This is a genomic window from Alistipes ihumii AP11, assembly GCF_025144665.1.
Classification (GTDB): domain Bacteria; phylum Bacteroidota; class Bacteroidia; order Bacteroidales; family Rikenellaceae; genus Alistipes_A; species Alistipes_A ihumii.
The window spans coordinates 2720837-2737846 of record NZ_CP102294.1 but is presented as its reverse complement, the minus strand read 5'-3'; the positions used below and the strand labels follow the sequence as shown (position 1 = coordinate 2737846).

Sequence of the window (17010 nt, the reverse complement as noted above, 5' to 3'; positions counted from 1 at the left end):
CATGAAACTGATCTATCGCATCGCGCTCCGCCTTTCGCTCGTTCTGCTGCCGCTGCTGGCCCTTTGGGCCGTGCTGTTTTATGCAGCGATGGTCGACGAAATCAACGACGAGGCCGACGACGCCCTGGAAGACTATTCGGAGCTGATCGTCACGCGGATGCTGGCAGGTCGCACGCTGCCCTCACTGAACAGCGGTTCGAACAACAGCTATTCGATCGCTCCGGTCGACGAGGCTTATGCTTCGGAACACCCCCGCATCGTTTACTATGACGCCGAAGTGTTTATTCCCGAAAAGGACGAGACGGAGCCGGCCCGGATACTGACGACCGTGTTTCAGGACCGGGACGGGAACTATTTCGAACTGAAGGTAGCCACTCCTACGTTCGAAAAGGACGATTTGCTCGAGACGATTCTAGGGTGGGTCGTTTCCCTCTACTTCCTGTTACTGGTTACGATCGTCGGCGTGACCGTATGGGTTCTCCACCGCAGCATGCGTCCGCTTTATGCCTTGCTTCGCTGGCTCGACGGCTACGTGCCCGGGAGGAACAATCCTCCGGTTCCGGACGATACGAACATATCGGAATTCCGCCGGCTCAACGAAGCGGCGCAACGGGCCGCCGACCGTTCCGACGAGCTGTTCGATCGGCAGAAGCAGTTTATCGGCAATGCCTCTCATGAGTTGCAGACGCCTTTGGCCGTGCTCGGAAACCGGCTCGAATGGCTGCTGGACCGGACCGAGCTCACGGAAGAGCAAATGGGCGAGCTGTTCCAGATGCAACGGACGCTGGGCGGCATCGTACGGCTCAACAGAACCCTGCTGCTTCTGACGAAGATCGACAACGGGCAGTTCCCCGAGAGTACGGAAGTCGATATAGCCGGTCTGGTTCGCGAACAAGTCGCTCTTTGCGAAGAGATATACGAATCGCGGGGCATCGCATGCTCGGTGAATTGCGCCGGACCGCTCGCGGTTCGGATGAACGAGTCGCTGGCATCGGTGCTCGTGGCGAATCTGGTCAAGAATGCCTTTATCCATACGGCGGCGGGCGGCGGCATCCGAATCGACATAGAGGATCGTACGCTTTCGGTAGCCAATGACGGCGACGCGTCGCTCGACGGAGAGCGCATTTTCGAGCGCTTTTACCAAGGAAGTAAAAAAGAAGGATCGACCGGGCTCGGACTGGCGCTGGTCAATGCAGTGGGACGTTACTACGGACTTCGGGTCGCATATCGTTTCGAGTCCGGCCGGCATGTTTTTTCCGTCGCGTGGCCCTGATTTCCCGAAAAAGATCATTTTTCAAAAGAAAAGGAGAAAAAAAGCGAGCGAATATTTGGAAGTAAAAATATTTTACCTACCTTTGCACTCGCAATCGGGAAACAACGGGTTGCATGAAGAAGGAAGCATAGCTCAGCTGGTTCAGAGCGTCTGCCTTACAAGCAGAGGGTCCGGGGTTCGAATCCCTGTGCTTCCACCAAAAAAATCAGAGAGTTACGGATCAATTCCGTAACTCTCTTTATTTTTCCGGCACACAATTTACACACAAATCGGCCTTTTGATCTCGCCGACGGGCATCGATAGTGTTTCAAAATTTCGATACTTGCTGTTTGTATCTGCCCGTTTACCGAATACCGGAGCATCGCAGATCGATATGCCGATTTTCGCCCCTCAACCGACGAACACGATCACCTGCCCAAAGAGCGGGACGGTGTTGGAAGTGAAAGAAAAGGCGTAGACAGCCGTTTAGGCAGATGGTTGGATGTTCATCCAGCCTGATCCCCGGCGGTGTGGGATACCGGCACGGGGTGAGAACAAATATAGTGTAATGCAAATATAGCGATTATGGCAAACAATGTCAAGTACTTTACCGTCCCCATCGGGCTTTTGAGGGGCTTAATATCAGGCAGAAAGGATATAAAGGATTTTGTTCAGGATGTAGTGCGGTATTCCCTGTATTATCATGCTGTGCATCTTCCTTACAGCCATGATGATGAAGACGAGGGGATAGAGGCGAACAAGATGACAACCCAAATCAAAGCAGCCGCCGATTTTCTGAATGTCCGTATAGGCAATATCCAAGTATGCCTTGACGAAGGAGAAAGGCTTTATAACGAATATCACAAACAAGGTAATTACTGCGGGATCAATACTCGTATTATTTGGGATTATCACAATAACCCCAAAACCCTTTATCAGATTGCCGTATTCTGCACCTTTTGTGCCACTCGCAGCATCATAGGCAAAGGGGAATACAAGAAGACAAACCGGGACATGATAACGGCCCGGATGTTCGGTTATTCGAACAAGGCGGAAATGCTCGATAACACTCCCAAATTGACACCCCGGAACATCAGTAAAGAGGAAAGAGCTATCAGGGAAAAGGAGATCGCCGAACGTGAAAAGTACCTAACTCGCTACCATAGCGACAAGGTTCTTACCGAGCTGGAATTGAGTTGGGGGCTGAAAAGATACGCCGATCACATCCGGGGGATGTATATTTCTTACGAAAGTGACCTCGCCACGTTGGCTAAAGTCTGTGAGCAATCAAAGAAATCGGTCAAAGTGGACGCCCTCAAAGAGGCAAAAAGGCAGGCCAAATTAGCGGCAAAAACAACAGCACCTTAAAAAGAATTACAGCACCTTAAAAAGAAAAACGCCGATTTTTAGCAACGACTGTTCATTTACTACGACAGAACCTTTACACAAGTACAGCACCTTAAACAATATATTGTAGAAAGATATTATAGGAAGACTTTTTAGAAAAACGTTGCAACAGTGTGTGAAACGCTTTTGCGTTTCACGCGCCGCCTCTTTCGATTACACCGAACAGATGCAAAAAGGAGGTGCCTTTGGGGCCTCCTTTAAAAAAATGGGATGAGTGTAATATGATGTAAACAACACTATTACTGCGATTAAGTGCTATTTATTAGAAAGTAGTCAAACGTTAAAATCGCACGAAAAGGCATAGTTCGGAAGGAGTTGCGTTACCAAATCGTTACCGCAATCTCTTTCCGAATTTTGCTTTTAATGTATTGACTTTCCGATTCTTGCATCTGATCTCATAACCTCAGATAACTCTAAGTCATGTATCATTGCAAAAAGTTTTTAGAGTTACCTTAGATTTGAGTTAAAAAAGGAGATAAAGTAGAGTGATAGTTTTGTAAGAAACAGATCAGATGGAAGTAAGGGAAGCAAAGAGTGAACCTGTTAGAGTTATGAATTAATGATTCATTGCCATATTCGGACTCTTTTCTTTTTCTTGAACCAAGACATGGATAAGAATTTAACCTTTCATTGTTAAGGTAGTTAGATTTCTTTCTCTCAATCTGATGGCCAAAAACAAAAGTAATGGAGAATTTTTATTTCATCGGGGTAGATATCGAGACAGAGGCTTTTATACGGTTCGACGATCCTCGGAAGTTCTGCTGCCATGCCGGAGTTGCGCCGTTTGCATATACCTCTGGCAGTAGCCAACACTCTAAAAACAAGGTTTCGCATAGGGCCAACAAGAACATTAAAAAGCTCTTCCACTTGGCGGCCGTATCTGTAACGCACAAAAAAGATGGAGAACTGAAAAAATATTATCTGAGAAAAGCAGAAGAAAGAAAAAACAAAATGCTGGTGATTAATGCTCCATATGCCAAAATCGTCGCACGGATATTCGCTACCATTAAAAGATATGAACTCTATTCTCCTATTTATTTGCGAAAAAAATTTACAAAAAAATTATAAGAATACCTTTAAATATTCATGTTAAACACATTGGATTCTTAATTAACAAAGAGAGCATTTTAATGCTATTTCTCTAATAAAACCGTCTCATGACACATTGTGAGGCGGTTTTAGTTTCCTATAAACTATACAAATAGAGTCTTTATTAGAGTTTATCTGAGCATTCTGCACATTTGGTCGATGCAATGGCATTTCTGTTCCGTGTTCGGGTGAACGTTGTAGTGCTGATAGTGGAATGTCCGAGCAGTACACTTACGGTTTTGTAGTCGCACTTACTTTCGATACAGCGTGTAACAAAACTATGCCGCCCGACATGAAATTTCATGGTAGGTAACCCAAGCAATACTGTTTCTTATCTTCTATTCTCAGCGCGACGATTTCCGATAGTTTGGTTGCTGCCGGCATAGCTTAAAGGTTTCGGACACGCCGATCCGTACCCTACCTTGCCCGCCGGATCGACGAACCTGACTTTCCGACAAACCGAGACTTCGTCTATGCGTCGATCCGAAGTTTCGGAGGAATATTAAAAAATCACATCATGACAACCATCCAAGTGAAATTGCGTCATTCCGGCGTACAGGGTAAGGCCGGCACGATCTACTATCAAATCACCCGTGGCCGAAAGACACGCCGGATCGCTACACACCTTCGGATCGCACCCGAACACTGGCTGCCGGCGGCGCAACGCATCGCCCCTGCAATCTCGCAGACCCCGGAGGGACGTCTGCTGCGGCACCGTATCGAGCACGACATCGCATCGTTACGCCGTATCGTTCGGGAATTGGACACGCAAGGGAACGGTTACGGACCGGACGATATCATCATGCGATTCCGTATCATGGCACAGCGCATAACGGTAGCCGAATCGATGCGGCGCGAGATCGACGAACTGACGAACAGCAACCGCCTCGGAACGGCCCGGAACTACCGGCGGGCGTTGAACAGTTTTATGAGTTTTCTCGGGGCAAAAGACATTCCTTTTTCGGCCGTAACCGAATCCCTGATCGACGAGTACAACGGCTTTCTGATCCGGCGGGGCGTCGTGCGCAATACCGTATCGTTCTATATGCGTATTCTCAGAGCCGTTTACAATAAAGCCGTCCGCAAGTACGGTATCGAGCAGACCTATCCGTTTCGGCATGTCTATACCGGAATCGACCGTACCCGCCAGCGGGCTATCGACGAACGTTTCATCGCCAAGCTATGGAGGCTGGATCTGACCGATGCCCCCTCTCTCTCGCTGGCACGCGATCTCTTTATTTTCAGTTACTGCGCGCGCGGCATGGCTTTCGTCGACATGGCCTATCTGCAAACGAAAAATATCCGGGACAATGAAATCGTCTACACGCGTCGCAAAACCGGACAACCGCTACGCATCCGCATCGAACCGTGCATGCGCGAGATCATCGTCCGGCATGCGGCGGCGACTTATCCGTCTTACCTTTTCCCGATTCTGCGGACAACGAAACCTGACAAGGCCTTTTCCCAGTATCAGACGGCACTGAATCGCTACAACCAGCAATTGAAGGAGCTGGCACAACGCCTGAACCTGAAGGAGTCGCTCTCTTCCTATGTAGCCCGGCACAGCTGGGCCACGGCTGCACGAAAACACAACATCCCCCTTTCCGTTATCAGCGCGGGGATGGGGCACGCTTCGGAACGAACGACCCTGATCTATCTGGCTTCGCTGGAGAATTCGGCAATAGATGCTGCCAATCAGAAGATTACGGCTGTTTTGAATAAAAACGTCTCTATGCAAGAAACCACATAATGCGATTACAAACATATATAAAAAAACAACAATGGACAAGTCGTCGGATCGAAAAAATATTTATCCGTATTAGTGCAACATATTAAAAACAAAATAAATACATTCATAATGGTGCTTATCTGCCGATATCAAGCTATCGTTTTGCTATGCCGTTCGCCATCTGTGTAAAATGTTTGTGTTTACGTTGCAAACAAATGTAACAATGCGGCATTTTATACAACATGCCTATTCATTACCAACTGTTTATCTCCGCTTATGGTTTCTTGCATAGAGACCATGCGAAACGGGATCATCTCGTCGCCGCATTCGAATGCCATAATCGCAAGATGCGAACGAGGGGAAACGCATAGTGCGAAATGAAACGAAGGGCAAGTCTGAAATTTTCAGTATCCCTTTCTGTTTGACGGGTAAGTCTTTGATATATCGATGGTTGTACAAGCCGTTCGATATGGCGGAGGAGTGTCTGTAACTGAAAAAAGCGACTGTTTTTTGGAAGCGAATATAGATACTTTGGAAGGGGAGACCAAGGACATTCCCGAGTTGGCCGAACGCTTTGCACGCAGAAGAAACAGCCAAGCCGTAAGGTGGTACGTGCTGACGCTTCCTTCCTGTCACCGGGGACCGGCCGTCGGTCTGCAAAGGGAGCTGGACCGCCGCATCCGTTGCGGCGAGCCGGGATTCGAGTTCTTCGCTCCCTCGTACGTAGAAGTGAAGGACGAGGAGGGACATTTCGTCCGTACCCGCCGCCCGTTGCTTTACAACTATGTTTTTGTCCGCTCGTCGGAAAGCGAGATATATCGGATGAAGCAGGAATTGCCTCAATACAACTTCCTGCCGCGAGTGCGGGAAGGGCTACGCGGATACTATCCTTACCTGTCCGACGAGGCGATGCGCAACCTGCAATGGGTTGCACGCTCCTACTGCGACGAGCCACCTGTCTATATGCCCGAAACGGAGAGGCTCGCCAAAGGCGACCGCATCCGTATTATCGCGGGGAGATTCAAGGGTGCTGAGGCACGCGTAGCGATCCGACCCGGCGGAGGACGGAAAGATGTCGTCGTATGCGTAGAGAACTGGATGTGGGTTCCGCTGCTGCACGTCCGTCCGGGAGAGTACGAGATCATCGCTCTGCACGAGGGCGGAAAACACGTATATACCCGGCTGGATAACGACCGGTTGCAGGAAGGCCTGCACGAGGCTATGGGGCGCTGCTTCTCCCCGGAGGCGCGACGGACGAAGATCGCGCCTTGGCGGCCGAAACGATCAAACAATACGGCCGACTGCAAGTAGACAGCGATGTGTTGCGCAGCAAACTCTACTCCATACTGCTTCCGGCCTACACGTTGCTCGGGGAGAGGAAAGAGCGCGAAAAGCTGATCGGGACGATCCGACACCTGCTTCCGCTCGTCCAGGCAGAACAGGCTCGTGCGAATTTGCTCGTCACATTGTACGGATGCGCGGATAGCAGTCTTGATTACGAACGGGCCCACGAGATCGTCGAACGATGGAAAAGGGAAGAATCTCCCAAGAAAAGCAAGGCGCGCCTGATCCGGTGGCTGGACGATTACGACCGCTGGCTGGGCCACTGAATGCTGCACGCTTTTACACGCTTGCATATGCTTGATTTTCCGAATCCCTGCTTCAGGTATGGTTCTCGGACTCGCTTGGAAAACGGATACGGAATAAACCGGTAGCCGGACTCGATCGAAACATCACCTTAAGTTAAGGAAGAGTCAGTATGCGACAACCCGTGGAAAACGCAGAAATCATGGCTGGAGGACCGCTACGAAATACCGAGGCCGAACCTTCGGGAGTCCGTCTGATGGCCTTCTTGGCAGCTCACCGAACGGAAGTGCTCGCTCGGGAACAAAATAACGAGCGATTCATCCACTTGTATGGCACAGGGGGATACTGGGCGGCTTTCGAACGATCCGCCTACCAGCTATGCCGGTTGTTTCCCCGAAACGAAACCGCGGTTTTCCATTTCGCGGCTTATCCTTTTCCCGTCGTCATGGCATCCATTGCGGACGGCGAGCTGCGGGCCTACTCCCGGAGACACATACTGCGGACCGTTGATCCCGATCATAAAGTGCTGACGGTTCCGGTACTCGCGCCCGAGGCGTACAAACGATGGCGTGGCGAAAAAATAGAAGAATTCGCGTAACGAGATACTTTGCTCCTTTCACGAACGGCATTGCTCGTCCATGAGATATTGCGGAGAACCGGTTGTTCGGAGAGCGAATGATTTGTATAACATGGAAACGATAATCGACCGGCCTGTATCCGAGATCCGGCGCAGGCCGGTCGGGCACAGTAACCGTTTTTACTTAATCATCCTATGAAAGGTATCGTATTGGCCGGGGGTCGGGGACGCGGTTGTACCCGATCACCAAGGGGGTTTCCAAGCAGTTGCTGCCGATCTACGACAAGCCGATGATCTACTATCCGCTGTCGGTTCTGATGCTGGCCGGAATCCGGGACATTCTGGTGATCTCCACGCCGTGGGATCTGTCCTCGTTCCGGCGGCTGCTCGGAGACGGGTCCGACTACGGGGTCCGTCTCTCCTATGCCGAGCAGCCGTCTCCCGACGGACTCGCTCAGGCGTTTCTGATCGGAGAGGAGTTCATCGGGGACGAGGCCGTATGCCTCGTTCTGGGCGACAACATCTTTCAGGGGGTGGGCTTTCCCGCTCAGCTGCGGGAGGCCGTCGGCACGGCCGAGCGGGAGGGCAAGGCAACCGTTTTCGGATACCGGGTAGACGATCCCCAGCGGTACGGCGTGGCCGAGTTCGACGAGAACGGGACATGCCTCTCGATCGAGGAGAAGCCCGAGCATCCTAAATCCAATTACGCCGTAGTGGGACTGTACTTCTACCCGAACAGAGTGGTCTCCGTGGCCAAATCGATCGAGCCCTCCTCCCGCGGGGAGCTGGAGATCACCTCGGTGAACCAACGGTTTCTCGCCGACGGAGAGCTCAAGGTGCAGACCCTCGGACGAGGCTTCGCCTGGCTCGACACCGGAACGCACGATTCGCTCTCGGAGGCGTCGATCTTCGTCGAGGTGCTCGAGAAGCGGCAGGGGGTCAAGATCGCCTGTCTGGAGGAGATCGCCTATCGCAACGGGTGGATATCCGAAGAGAAACTGCGGGAGGTGGCCGAACCCATGCTCAGGAACCAGTACGGACAATATCTGCTCAAAGTGATCGCAGAGGCAGAAAAAAGGAAAAAATAGCGGGCGGCAAGTCAGAAACAGGCCGCTCCGCGGGAAAGGGCGAGGTGAAAAGGTAAGGGCTTCCGGGCACTACCATTCGTCCGTACCGCACCTCAGGCGATAGAACCGGGGAAAATACGGCCCATAAACACAACACTTACTTATGCATATCATCGAAACCGACTTGGATGGAGTCGTCATTGTGGAGCCGCAGATTTTCGGCGACCGGAGGGGCTATTTCTTCGAGAGTTTCTCCCTGCGCGCATTCGACGAGGCGGTGCGCCCCATACGCTTCGTGCAGGACAACGAATCGAAGTCCTCCTACGGGGTGCTTCGCGGGCTGCACTTCCAAAAGCCGCCGCATGCCCAGAGCAAGCTGGTGCGCGTGATTTCGGGAACCGTATTGGACGTGGCCGTGGACATCCGCCGCGGCTCGCCGACCTTCGGCCGCCACGTGGCCGTCGAGCTCTCGGGCGAGAACAGACGGCAGCTGTTCATCCCCCGCGGATTCGCGCACGGCTTCGCCGTACTGAGCGAGGAGGCTGTCTTCCAGTATAAATGCGACAACTACTACGCCCCGCAGAGCGAGGGGGCGATCGCATGGAACGACCCGCAGATCGGTATCGACTGGCGGATCGACCCCGCGAACGTGATCCTCTCGGAAAAGGACAGCCGGCATCCGAGACTGGACGAAGCACCCGAACTGTTCGACTACAACGATAATCTTTACGAAATATGACAATATTGGTCACCGGAGCCAACGGGCAACTCGGGCGCGAGATGCGTCGTGCGGCGGCGGGCAGCGCGGACCGGTACGTCTTCACCGACGTGGCCGAGCTGGACATCGCCGATGCCGATGCGGTCGGACGCACGGTGCGGAAAGAGAAGGCGGACGTGATCGTCAACTGCGCGGCCTATACGAACGTAGACCGGGCAGAGGAGGACGAGACCGCGGCGGACCTGCTCAACCATCGCGCCGTGGCGAATCTGGCCGCCGCAGCCCGCGAGCGGGGAGCCGTGCTGATCCACATATCGACGGACTACGTCTTCCGGGGGGACAAGAGTACGCCCTACGCCGAGGACGACCCGACCGATCCGACGGGAGCCTACGGACGCACGAAGCTGGCCGGCGAACGGGCGATAGCCGAAAGCGGCTGCCGCTATCTGATCTTCCGCACCGCATGGCTCTACTCCGAGTTCGGGAACAACTTCCTTCGAACGATGCTCCGCCTGACCGCCGAGCGCGACAGCCTGAGCGTCGTGTTCGATCAGGTCGGCACGCCGACCTATGCAGGAGATCTGGCCCGTGCGATCTTCGAGATCGTGCAGGGGCGGAAGTACGACGGCCGGGAGGGCGTATACCACTTCTCCGACGAAGGAGTCTGCTCGTGGTACGACTTCGCGCGGGCGATCGCCGGGTACGCGGGCCATACGGGATGCGACATCGGGCCGTGCCACAGCTCGGAGTTCCCCAGCAAGGTCCGCCGGCCGAGCTTCTCCGTGCTGGATAAAACCAAGGTAAAGCAGACCTTCGGCATCCGGATACCGCACTGGACCGAATCGCTACGATATTGTCTGGAGCGAATAGAAAAATTGCGCGAATAAATAATCCGTAAACTACCATACCATGTCTTGGAGCGCCATATGGGGAAACCTGAAGGATTTCGGCTTGTACCTTCCTGTATCCCTCTGGTTCAATTTCCGGCATTTACCCTTTAAACAGGCCTGCCGCTTGCCGATTCTGATCGGGGCATCCCGAATTAGCACATGCCGGGGCCGCGTGCGCATCGAATCGGACCGCATTCGTCCGGGAATGATCCGCTTGGGGCGCAAATGCACGGGGATTTTTCCCCGACAAAGGTTTCTATGGGAAAATCGGGGCTCCGTCGTATTCAAAGGCGAGTGCATGATCGGCAGCAACTCCTCGGTCTGCGTGGGAGAAAAGGGAACCCTGATTCTGGGCGAGAACTTTGCTGCGTCGGCTTCCCTCAAACTGATATGCTATCATCATGTCTCTTTCGGAACGAATACGCTGATCGGATGGGACTGCATATTCTGCGATACGGACTTCCATCGTACCAAATCCGTGGCGGACGGGGCCGGGCCGGCAGCCACGGCGCATGCGAGCTTCGGCAACCGGCAACGGCCGGGCAAGCGGACATGCCCTGCGGTCGCGGTAAACGGGCATGGAAGAGAAAAAGAAACATGGGACAATACGCTCATTATCAACTTATTATAAGTCGATTGTGATCGATGACAACAATTGGTTCGCTATGAAATGCATCGTGCTCAAAGGCGCTCGCACGCCGAACCGTTGTATCGTGGGCGCAGGAGCCGTCCTGACTAAAGATTGTTCCTCGCTGCCCGAGCATTGCCTGCTGGCCGGCAATCCGGCCTCTCTGAAAAAAACGGGAGTGTATCTAGATCGTAGCGACGATCAAATCAATTATTCATCCTATGAACCGTAATATACTGATCACGGGCGGCGCCGGCTTCATCGGAAGCCATGTGGTACGCCTGTTCGTAAACAAGTACCCCGGATACCGCATCGTCAACCTCGACAAACTGACCTATGCCGGCAATCTGACCAACCTCGCGGACGTCGAGAACGCCCCGAACTACGCTTTCGTAAAGGCCGATATCTGCGACTACGAGAGGATGCGGGAACTATTCCGGGAGTATGCCGTCGACGGGGTGATACACCTCGCGGCCGAAAGCCATGTCGACCGATCGATCCGGGACCCGTTCACCTTCGCCCGGACGAACGTCATGGGAACGCTGTCGCTGCTTCAGGCGGCCAAGGAGCAATGGAACGGAGACTACGAGGGGAAACGGTTCTACCACATATCCACCGACGAGGTCTACGGAGCGCTGCCGATGACGCGGCCCCAAGGCGATCCGAACGGAAACGAGTGCGGAGGGGGACCCTACGGAGATCGCTTCTTCACCGAGCGGACCAAGTACGATCCGCACAGCCCCTACTCGGCCGGCAAGGCTTCGTCGGATCACTTCGTCAGGGCCTATCACGATACATACGGCCTGCCGACCGTCATCTCGAACTGCTCGAACAACTACGGACCCTATCAGTTCCCCGAAAAGCTGATCCCGCTGTTCATAAACAACATCCGGAACGACAGGCCGCTACCGGTCTACGGCAAGGGGCAGAACGTCCGCGACTGGCTATACGTGGAAGACCACGCACGGGCCATAGACCTGATTTTCCACGAGGGGAAAATCGCCGAAACGTACAACATCGGAGGATTCAACGAGTGGAAGAACATAGACCTGATAAAAGTGATCGTCAAGACCGTAGATCGACTGCTGGGCAGGCCGGAAGGCGCGAGCGAAAAACTGATTACCTATGTCGCTGACCGGGCCGGGCACGACCTGCGCTATGCGATAGACTCCACGAAGCTCAAGGAGGAATTGGGCTGGGAACCGACCCTCCAGTTCGAAGAAGGCATCGAAAAAACAGTCCGATGGTATCTCCATAACCAAAAGTGGATCGATAACGTGACCTCGGGGGAGTATCAGAGGTGTTATCAGGATATGTATAACCAGAAATAAATTACCTATTATGAATGTCGCAATCGTAGGAACCGGATATGTCGGTTTGGTCACGGGAACCTGTTTTGCCGAAATGGGCACGAATGTTACTTGCGTGGATATCGACACCGAAAAGATCGATAAACTCAACAACGGCATCATGCCGATTTATGAGCCGGGACTCGAGGAACTTGTCAAAAAAAACGTCCGTGAAGGACGTCTCCATTTCACGACCGATCTTACCTCAGCTCTCGGCAAAGTCGAAATCGTTTTCAGCGCCGTGGGAACCCCGCCGGACGAGGACGGCAGCGCCGATCTGCATTATGTGCTGGATGTAGCGCGAACGTTCGGACAGAAAATCAACCGCTATACCCTGCTGGTAACCAAAAGCACCGTACCCGTCGGCACGGCACAGAAAGTAAAAGCCGCCATCCGGGAAGAACTCGAAAAACGCGGTGTGAACATACCTTTCGACGTAGCCTCGAATCCCGAATTTCTCAAGGAAGGTGCGGCCATCAAGGATTTCATGAACCCCGACCGCGTGGTAGTCGGAGTGGACAGCCAACAGGCACGCACGCTGATGGAGCGTCTTTACAAACCGTTTCTACTCAACGGTTTTCCAATTCTGTTTATGGACGTATCGTCGGCCGAGATGACCAAGTACGCGGCCAATGCCATGCTCGCTACCCGCATCAGCTTTATGAACGACATCGCCAACCTCTGCGAGCGTATCGGCGCGAATGTCGATATGGTACGCAAGGGCATGGGAGCCGACGATCGTATCGGAAGCCGATTTCTCTATGCCGGCTGCGGATACGGCGGGTCGTGCTTTCCGAAAGATGTCAAGGCGCTGTGCCATACCGGACGGCAAAACGGATACCCGATGCGCGTCATCGAGGCCGTCGAGGCGGTTAACGAGACTCAGAAAGTGATCGTGGCGGATAAACTCAAAGAGGCGCTGGGCACTGATCTGAACGGAAAAGTGATTGCCCTGTGGGGACTCGCATTCAAACCCGAAACCGACGATATGCGCGAGGCCCCGGCGCTGGTCATTATCGACAAGCTGCTCGAAGCCGGAGCGACCGTCCGGGCTTTCGATCCGATCGCCATGGATGAGGCGCGCAGAAAAATAGGGGACCGGGTTGTCTACTGCCGTAACATTTACGAAGCCGCCGAAGGAGCCGACGCCATTGCGCTGGTGACCGAATGGAAGCAGTTCCGGCTGCCCGACTGGAACGTTGTCCGCCAAGCCATGCGAGGAAACCTGATCGTCGACGGCCGGAACATATACGATCGGAATGAGCTCCGGAACAAAGGATTCGCGTATACCCGGATCGGAAATAAACAGTAATAAAAGTTCGTATGAAGAGAATACTCGTAACCGGAGGAGCCGGGTTTATCGGCTCGCACCTTTGCGAGCGGTTATTGCGCGAAGGGCACGACGTCATCTGCATGGACAATTACTTCACCGGCAGTAAGGACAATATCCGCCACCTGCTGGAAAACGACCATTTCGAACTGGTACGCCACGATATCATCGAGCCGTACCATGCCGAAGTCGACGAAATATACAACCTCGCCTGCCCCGCATCGCCCGTGCACTACCAGTACAACCCGATCAAGACCCTGAAAACCTCGGTCATGGGAGCCATCAATATGCTCGGGCTGGCCAAACGCACCAAGGCCAAAATCCTGCAGGCTTCGACCAGCGAGGTATACGGCGATCCTATGGTGCATCCGCAGGTGGAGACATATTGGGGCAATGTGAACCCTATCGGACTGAGGTCGTGCTACGACGAAGGAAAGCGCTGTGCCGAAACTCTCTTTATGGACTATCACCGCCAGAACGGAGTACGGATCAAAATCATCCGGATATTCAACACCTATGGGCCCAGAATGAATCCCAACGACGGACGGGTCGTCTCGAATTTCATCGTTCAGGCGCTTCGCGGCGAGAGCATCACGATCTATGGCGACGGCACTCAAACCCGGAGCTTCCAGTATGTGGACGACCTGATCGAGGCGATGATACGCATGATGGCGACCGAAGACGATTTCACCGGTCCTGTGAATACCGGAAATCCGGACGAATTCACAATGCTCGAGCTCGCCGAGAGGGTCATCCGGCTGACCGGCTCGAAATCCGAGATCGTCTTCAACCCACTGCCAAGCGACGACCCGAAGCAACGAAAACCGGATATCTCACTCGCAACTCAAAAACTAAACGGATGGAAACCCAACGTGAAACTCGAACAAGGACTCCAAAAAACAATTGAATATTTCAAGGAGATCGCATGTCAATAAAGAAAAATCTAGCATACAACATTTCCTTGAACATACTGAATGTACTGTTCCCTGTCGTTACGGTGCCGTATGTCTCGCGAATACTGAATTCGGAAGGAGTCGGACTCGCTAATTTTGCCATTACGTATGTCAGTTATTTTGCTTTGTTCGCAGCATTAGGGATTTCCATTTACGGAGTGCGGGAAATAGCTAAATTTAAGGATCGAACAGATAAAATATCCCAAGTTTTTTCTGAACTGTTCAAAATAACATTAATAAGCACATTACTGATCTCTACGGTTTTTATTTTGACTCTGTACCTAATTCCCCAATTGGCTGTTGACAGAAAGATATTATTGGTTTCCGGACTGACATTATTTTTTACTCCGGTCGCTATCGATTGGTATTTTGCAGGACTCGAACAGTTTAAAATCATCACCCTGCGGTCAGTCATCATCAAATTACTTTGCATTGCAGGGCTATTTTTGTTCGTTAGGACCAAGCAAGATGTCATCATTTATGTTTTGTTGAACGTTTTGGCTGTTGTGGCAGGTAATATATGGAATATTCTCTATGCTACACGCAAGGGTTTGAAAATAAAATTGACGGGCATCCGAATCAAATCGCACCTTAAACCCATGCTCATCCTGTTCAGTTCTGTATTGGCTGTTAGCATATTCGTTATGCTGGACACACTGATGCTTGGATTCATGTGTACTTATGAAGAAGTGGGATTTTATACTTCCGCAGCGAAAATCGCCAAACTGTTCATCCCGATCTTTTCATCACTTGGCATAGTTCTGTTACCTAGACTTTCATATAATCGGCAAAACAATAAAGAGACGGAAAATTCCTTCCTATTGCAGAAATCGTTCGACTTTACCATATTTCTTACGATTCCCGCCATGTTCGGCCTTTTCCTATTGGCATCGCGGTTCGTTCCGTTTTTTTTCGGTCCGGCATTCGACGGAGCGATCGTTCCGTTAAAAATCCTGTCCGCCTTAATCCTGATTATCGGCCTCAATAATCTGTTCGGGATACAAGTCTTGCTGGGCCTCAATCTGGATTCGAAATATCTGATCTCGGTAATTATTGCGGCTGTCCTGAATTTCTGCGGAAATTTGATACTGATTCCCCGTTACGGCTCCGCCGGCGCTTCGGTTGCTTCAGTTGGCGCCGAAATCGTCCAATTGGTCATCAACATTTATATGGTCCTCCGCTTCACATCGGTTCGCTTGAACTGGAAATCGGCATGGCCCCATGTAGCCTGTTCACTGTCTTTCATTCCTATCTTCTATCTCGCCAACAAGTATATCGTCAACGATTTTACGTTTTTGTTTGTCATGTGCATTTTATGTGCCCTAACTTACGGGGCACTACAATATTTGGCGATACGGCATTCCCTGCTAAGGCAATACATTGATCAATACATACTGAAAAGAGCATAATAATCCGCAAATGACCATCATCCTTTCTTTCAATGATTCGTATGCCCCGCATGCAGCTACCGTTATGGCTTCGATTATCGCCCATGCAAGCGACAAAATCGACTTCGCCGTTTTGCATGCCTCTCTAAGCGAAGAGATCCAAACAGTTTTAACGGAATACTTCAAAAATCAGGTCCGTTCCCTGAAATTTTATAAGATAGACCCGTCGTTCATTGCACAAGTGTCATCCATACAAGCCGCTCCGCATCTACTGCACGTAGAAACATACTTACGACTGTTTGCAGCCATAGTGTTGAAAGACGAAGTAGTCCTCCACATCGATTGTGATACGGTCGTTCTGGGAGACATTTTGCCGATCATGCGGGAGTACGATATTACGAAACCGATAAGCGCCTGTAATGAATACGACATCCACTACAAATCTGTGGAACGTCCCTATCTGAAAAAATGCCATCAAGCTTACGACACCTATATCAATGTGGAAAGCAACGCTTACCGGCAACAGAAAAGATTAGGCATGCAAGGGGATTTTCACTATTTCAATGCGGGTGTCATGCTGATGAATCTGGAGAAATGGAGAGAGGAAAATCTGACAACAACCGTTTTGGAATACATCAATACGCATCCATTCCTGCACGCTGCCGACCAAGATGCACTCAATGCAGTCCTGAACGGCAATTTCGGCGTATTGCATCCGAAATGGAATTCGCATGTTTTAATGTGCGGCATCGTCACTAATTACAGCGACGAAGAACCGACCGAAGCGACCCAGCATCCACAAATCGTTCATTTCACAGGCAGCGTGAAACCATGGCATTATATGAGTTCTCATCCCTACAAAAGACAATACTGGAAATATCGCAAGAACACCCCTTGGCCGAAACGCGTCTTTCCCGACCGTAATTTCATGAACCGCATCAGAAAACATATTATCAACCCTCTGAAAAGAATAAGTAGATATATGCTCGGCCCCAAATACGTATTTCGTATCAAACAGATGTTCGGACATTATTAACCGCAGCTTC

At 51.7% G+C, this 17010-nt stretch carries 13 protein-coding genes, 1 tRNA gene and 4 pseudogenes; 17 read left to right on the top strand and 1 reads right to left on the bottom strand.

Going from position 1 to position 17010, the window contains the following annotated elements:
* Position 1: 1 nt before the first annotated feature.
* The 4 genes and pseudogenes from NQ491_RS11085 to NQ491_RS11070 form a co-directional block, all read left to right on the top strand.
* Positions 2-1273, top strand: a complete 1272-nt coding sequence (locus tag NQ491_RS11085) for a sensor histidine kinase (RefSeq protein ID WP_019245471.1) — start codon at positions 2-4, stop codon at positions 1271-1273.
* A gap of 121 nt (positions 1274-1394) precedes the next feature.
* Positions 1395-1472 (top strand) — tRNA-Val (locus NQ491_RS11080).
* 365 nt (positions 1473-1837) lie between these two features.
* The gene (locus NQ491_RS11075; RefSeq protein ID WP_019245472.1) at positions 1838-2620 is read left to right on the top strand and encodes a hypothetical protein; all 783 of its coding nucleotides are present in this window, start codon (positions 1838-1840) and stop codon (positions 2618-2620) included.
* 753 nt (positions 2621-3373) lie between these two features.
* Positions 3374-3727: pseudogene (locus tag NQ491_RS11070) on the top strand (transposase); the annotation flags it as partial.
* A 152-nt stretch (positions 3728-3879) separates the two neighbouring features.
* On the opposite strand, the pseudogene NQ491_RS11065 reads toward NQ491_RS11070, so the two are convergent.
* Positions 3880-4067 (bottom strand): annotated as a pseudogene (locus NQ491_RS11065) (tyrosine-type recombinase/integrase); the annotation flags it as partial.
* Positions 4068-4265: 198 nt separating this feature from the next.
* On the opposite strand from NQ491_RS11065, the gene NQ491_RS11060 reads away from it, so the two are divergent.
* From NQ491_RS11060 to NQ491_RS11000, 13 genes and pseudogenes are all read left to right on the top strand, one after another.
* Positions 4266-5498: a site-specific integrase gene (locus NQ491_RS11060; RefSeq protein ID WP_259800663.1), complete on the top strand. Its 1233-nt coding sequence runs from the start codon at positions 4266-4268 to the stop codon at positions 5496-5498.
* Positions 5499-6008: 510 nt separating this feature from the next.
* Positions 6009-7087 (top strand): annotated as a pseudogene (locus tag NQ491_RS11055) (transcriptional regulator).
* 179 nt (positions 7088-7266) lie between these two features.
* Complete coding sequence (locus NQ491_RS11050; protein WP_034283533.1) at positions 7267-7662, top strand: hypothetical protein; 396 nt, start codon at positions 7267-7269, stop codon at positions 7660-7662.
* Positions 7663-7836: 174 nt separating this feature from the next.
* Positions 7837-8729: pseudogene (rfbA, locus tag NQ491_RS11045) on the top strand (glucose-1-phosphate thymidylyltransferase RfbA).
* 142 nt (positions 8730-8871) lie between these two features.
* Positions 8872-9447 (top strand): dTDP-4-dehydrorhamnose 3,5-epimerase, encoded by a 576-nt coding sequence (rfbC, locus tag NQ491_RS11040; protein WP_019245474.1) that lies wholly within the window; start codon positions 8872-8874, stop codon positions 9445-9447.
* Positions 9444-10313: a dTDP-4-dehydrorhamnose reductase gene (gene rfbD / locus NQ491_RS11035; RefSeq protein ID WP_019245475.1), complete on the top strand. Its 870-nt coding sequence runs from the start codon at positions 9444-9446 to the stop codon at positions 10311-10313. Before rfbC ends, rfbD begins: the two co-directional genes overlap by 4 nt.
* Before the next feature lie 127 nt (positions 10314-10440).
* A complete protein-coding gene (locus NQ491_RS11030; RefSeq protein ID WP_147524840.1) occupies positions 10441-10947 on the top strand; it encodes a hypothetical protein in 507 nt (168 codons plus the stop codon).
* Positions 10948-10981: 34 nt separating this feature from the next.
* Positions 10982-11176 carry an LbetaH domain-containing protein gene (locus NQ491_RS11025; RefSeq protein ID WP_019245478.1) on the top strand — a complete coding sequence of 65 codons (195 nt, stop codon included), beginning with the start codon at positions 10982-10984 and terminating at the stop codon, positions 11174-11176.
* On the top strand, positions 11166-12275 hold the full coding sequence (rfbB, locus tag NQ491_RS11020; RefSeq protein ID WP_259800662.1) for a dTDP-glucose 4,6-dehydratase: 1110 nt from the start codon (positions 11166-11168) through the stop codon (positions 12273-12275). Before NQ491_RS11025 ends, rfbB begins: the two co-directional genes overlap by 11 nt.
* A 10-nt stretch (positions 12276-12285) precedes the next feature.
* Positions 12286-13605, top strand: a complete 1320-nt coding sequence (locus NQ491_RS11015; RefSeq protein ID WP_026089585.1) for a UDP-glucose dehydrogenase family protein — start codon at positions 12286-12288, stop codon at positions 13603-13605.
* Positions 13606-13616: 11 nt separating this feature from the next.
* On the top strand, positions 13617-14558 hold the full coding sequence (locus tag NQ491_RS11010) for a UDP-glucuronic acid decarboxylase family protein (RefSeq protein ID WP_019245482.1): 942 nt from the start codon (positions 13617-13619) through the stop codon (positions 14556-14558).
* Positions 14559-14584: 26 nt separating this feature from the next.
* Positions 14585-15985: a flippase gene (locus NQ491_RS11005; RefSeq protein WP_187119346.1), complete on the top strand. Its 1401-nt coding sequence runs from the start codon at positions 14585-14587 to the stop codon at positions 15983-15985.
* Positions 15986-15995: 10 nt separating this feature from the next.
* Positions 15996-17000 (top strand): glycosyltransferase family 8 protein, encoded by a 1005-nt coding sequence (locus NQ491_RS11000; RefSeq protein WP_019245484.1) that lies wholly within the window; start codon positions 15996-15998, stop codon positions 16998-17000.
* Positions 17001-17010: the final 10 nt, after the last annotated feature.

What these genes read in the sequence shown, in the direction of transcription:
- rfbC (WP_019245474.1), top strand. Translation starts at nt 8,872, where the DNA reads ATGCATATCATCGAAACCGACTTGGATGGAGTCGTCATTGTGGAGCCG.
- NQ491_RS11025 (WP_019245478.1), top strand. Translation starts at nt 10,982, where the DNA reads ATGAAATGCATCGTGCTCAAAGGCGCTCGCACGCCGAACCGTTGTATC.
- NQ491_RS11060 (WP_259800663.1), top strand. Translation starts at nt 4,266, where the DNA reads ATGACAACCATCCAAGTGAAATTGCGTCATTCCGGCGTACAGGGTAAG.
- NQ491_RS11015 (WP_026089585.1), top strand. Translation starts at nt 12,286, where the DNA reads ATGAATGTCGCAATCGTAGGAACCGGATATGTCGGTTTGGTCACGGGA.
- NQ491_RS11000 (WP_019245484.1), top strand. Translation starts at nt 15,996, where the DNA reads ATGACCATCATCCTTTCTTTCAATGATTCGTATGCCCCGCATGCAGCT.
- NQ491_RS11050 (WP_034283533.1), top strand. Translation starts at nt 7,267, where the DNA reads ATGGCTGGAGGACCGCTACGAAATACCGAGGCCGAACCTTCGGGAGTC.
- rfbB (WP_259800662.1), top strand. Translation starts at nt 11,166, where the DNA reads ATGAACCGTAATATACTGATCACGGGCGGCGCCGGCTTCATCGGAAGC.
- NQ491_RS11010 (WP_019245482.1), top strand. Translation starts at nt 13,617, where the DNA reads ATGAAGAGAATACTCGTAACCGGAGGAGCCGGGTTTATCGGCTCGCAC.
- rfbD (WP_019245475.1), top strand. Translation starts at nt 9,444, where the DNA reads ATGACAATATTGGTCACCGGAGCCAACGGGCAACTCGGGCGCGAGATG.
- NQ491_RS11085 (WP_019245471.1), top strand. Translation starts at nt 2, where the DNA reads ATGAAACTGATCTATCGCATCGCGCTCCGCCTTTCGCTCGTTCTGCTG.
- NQ491_RS11075 (WP_019245472.1), top strand. Translation starts at nt 1,838, where the DNA reads ATGGCAAACAATGTCAAGTACTTTACCGTCCCCATCGGGCTTTTGAGG.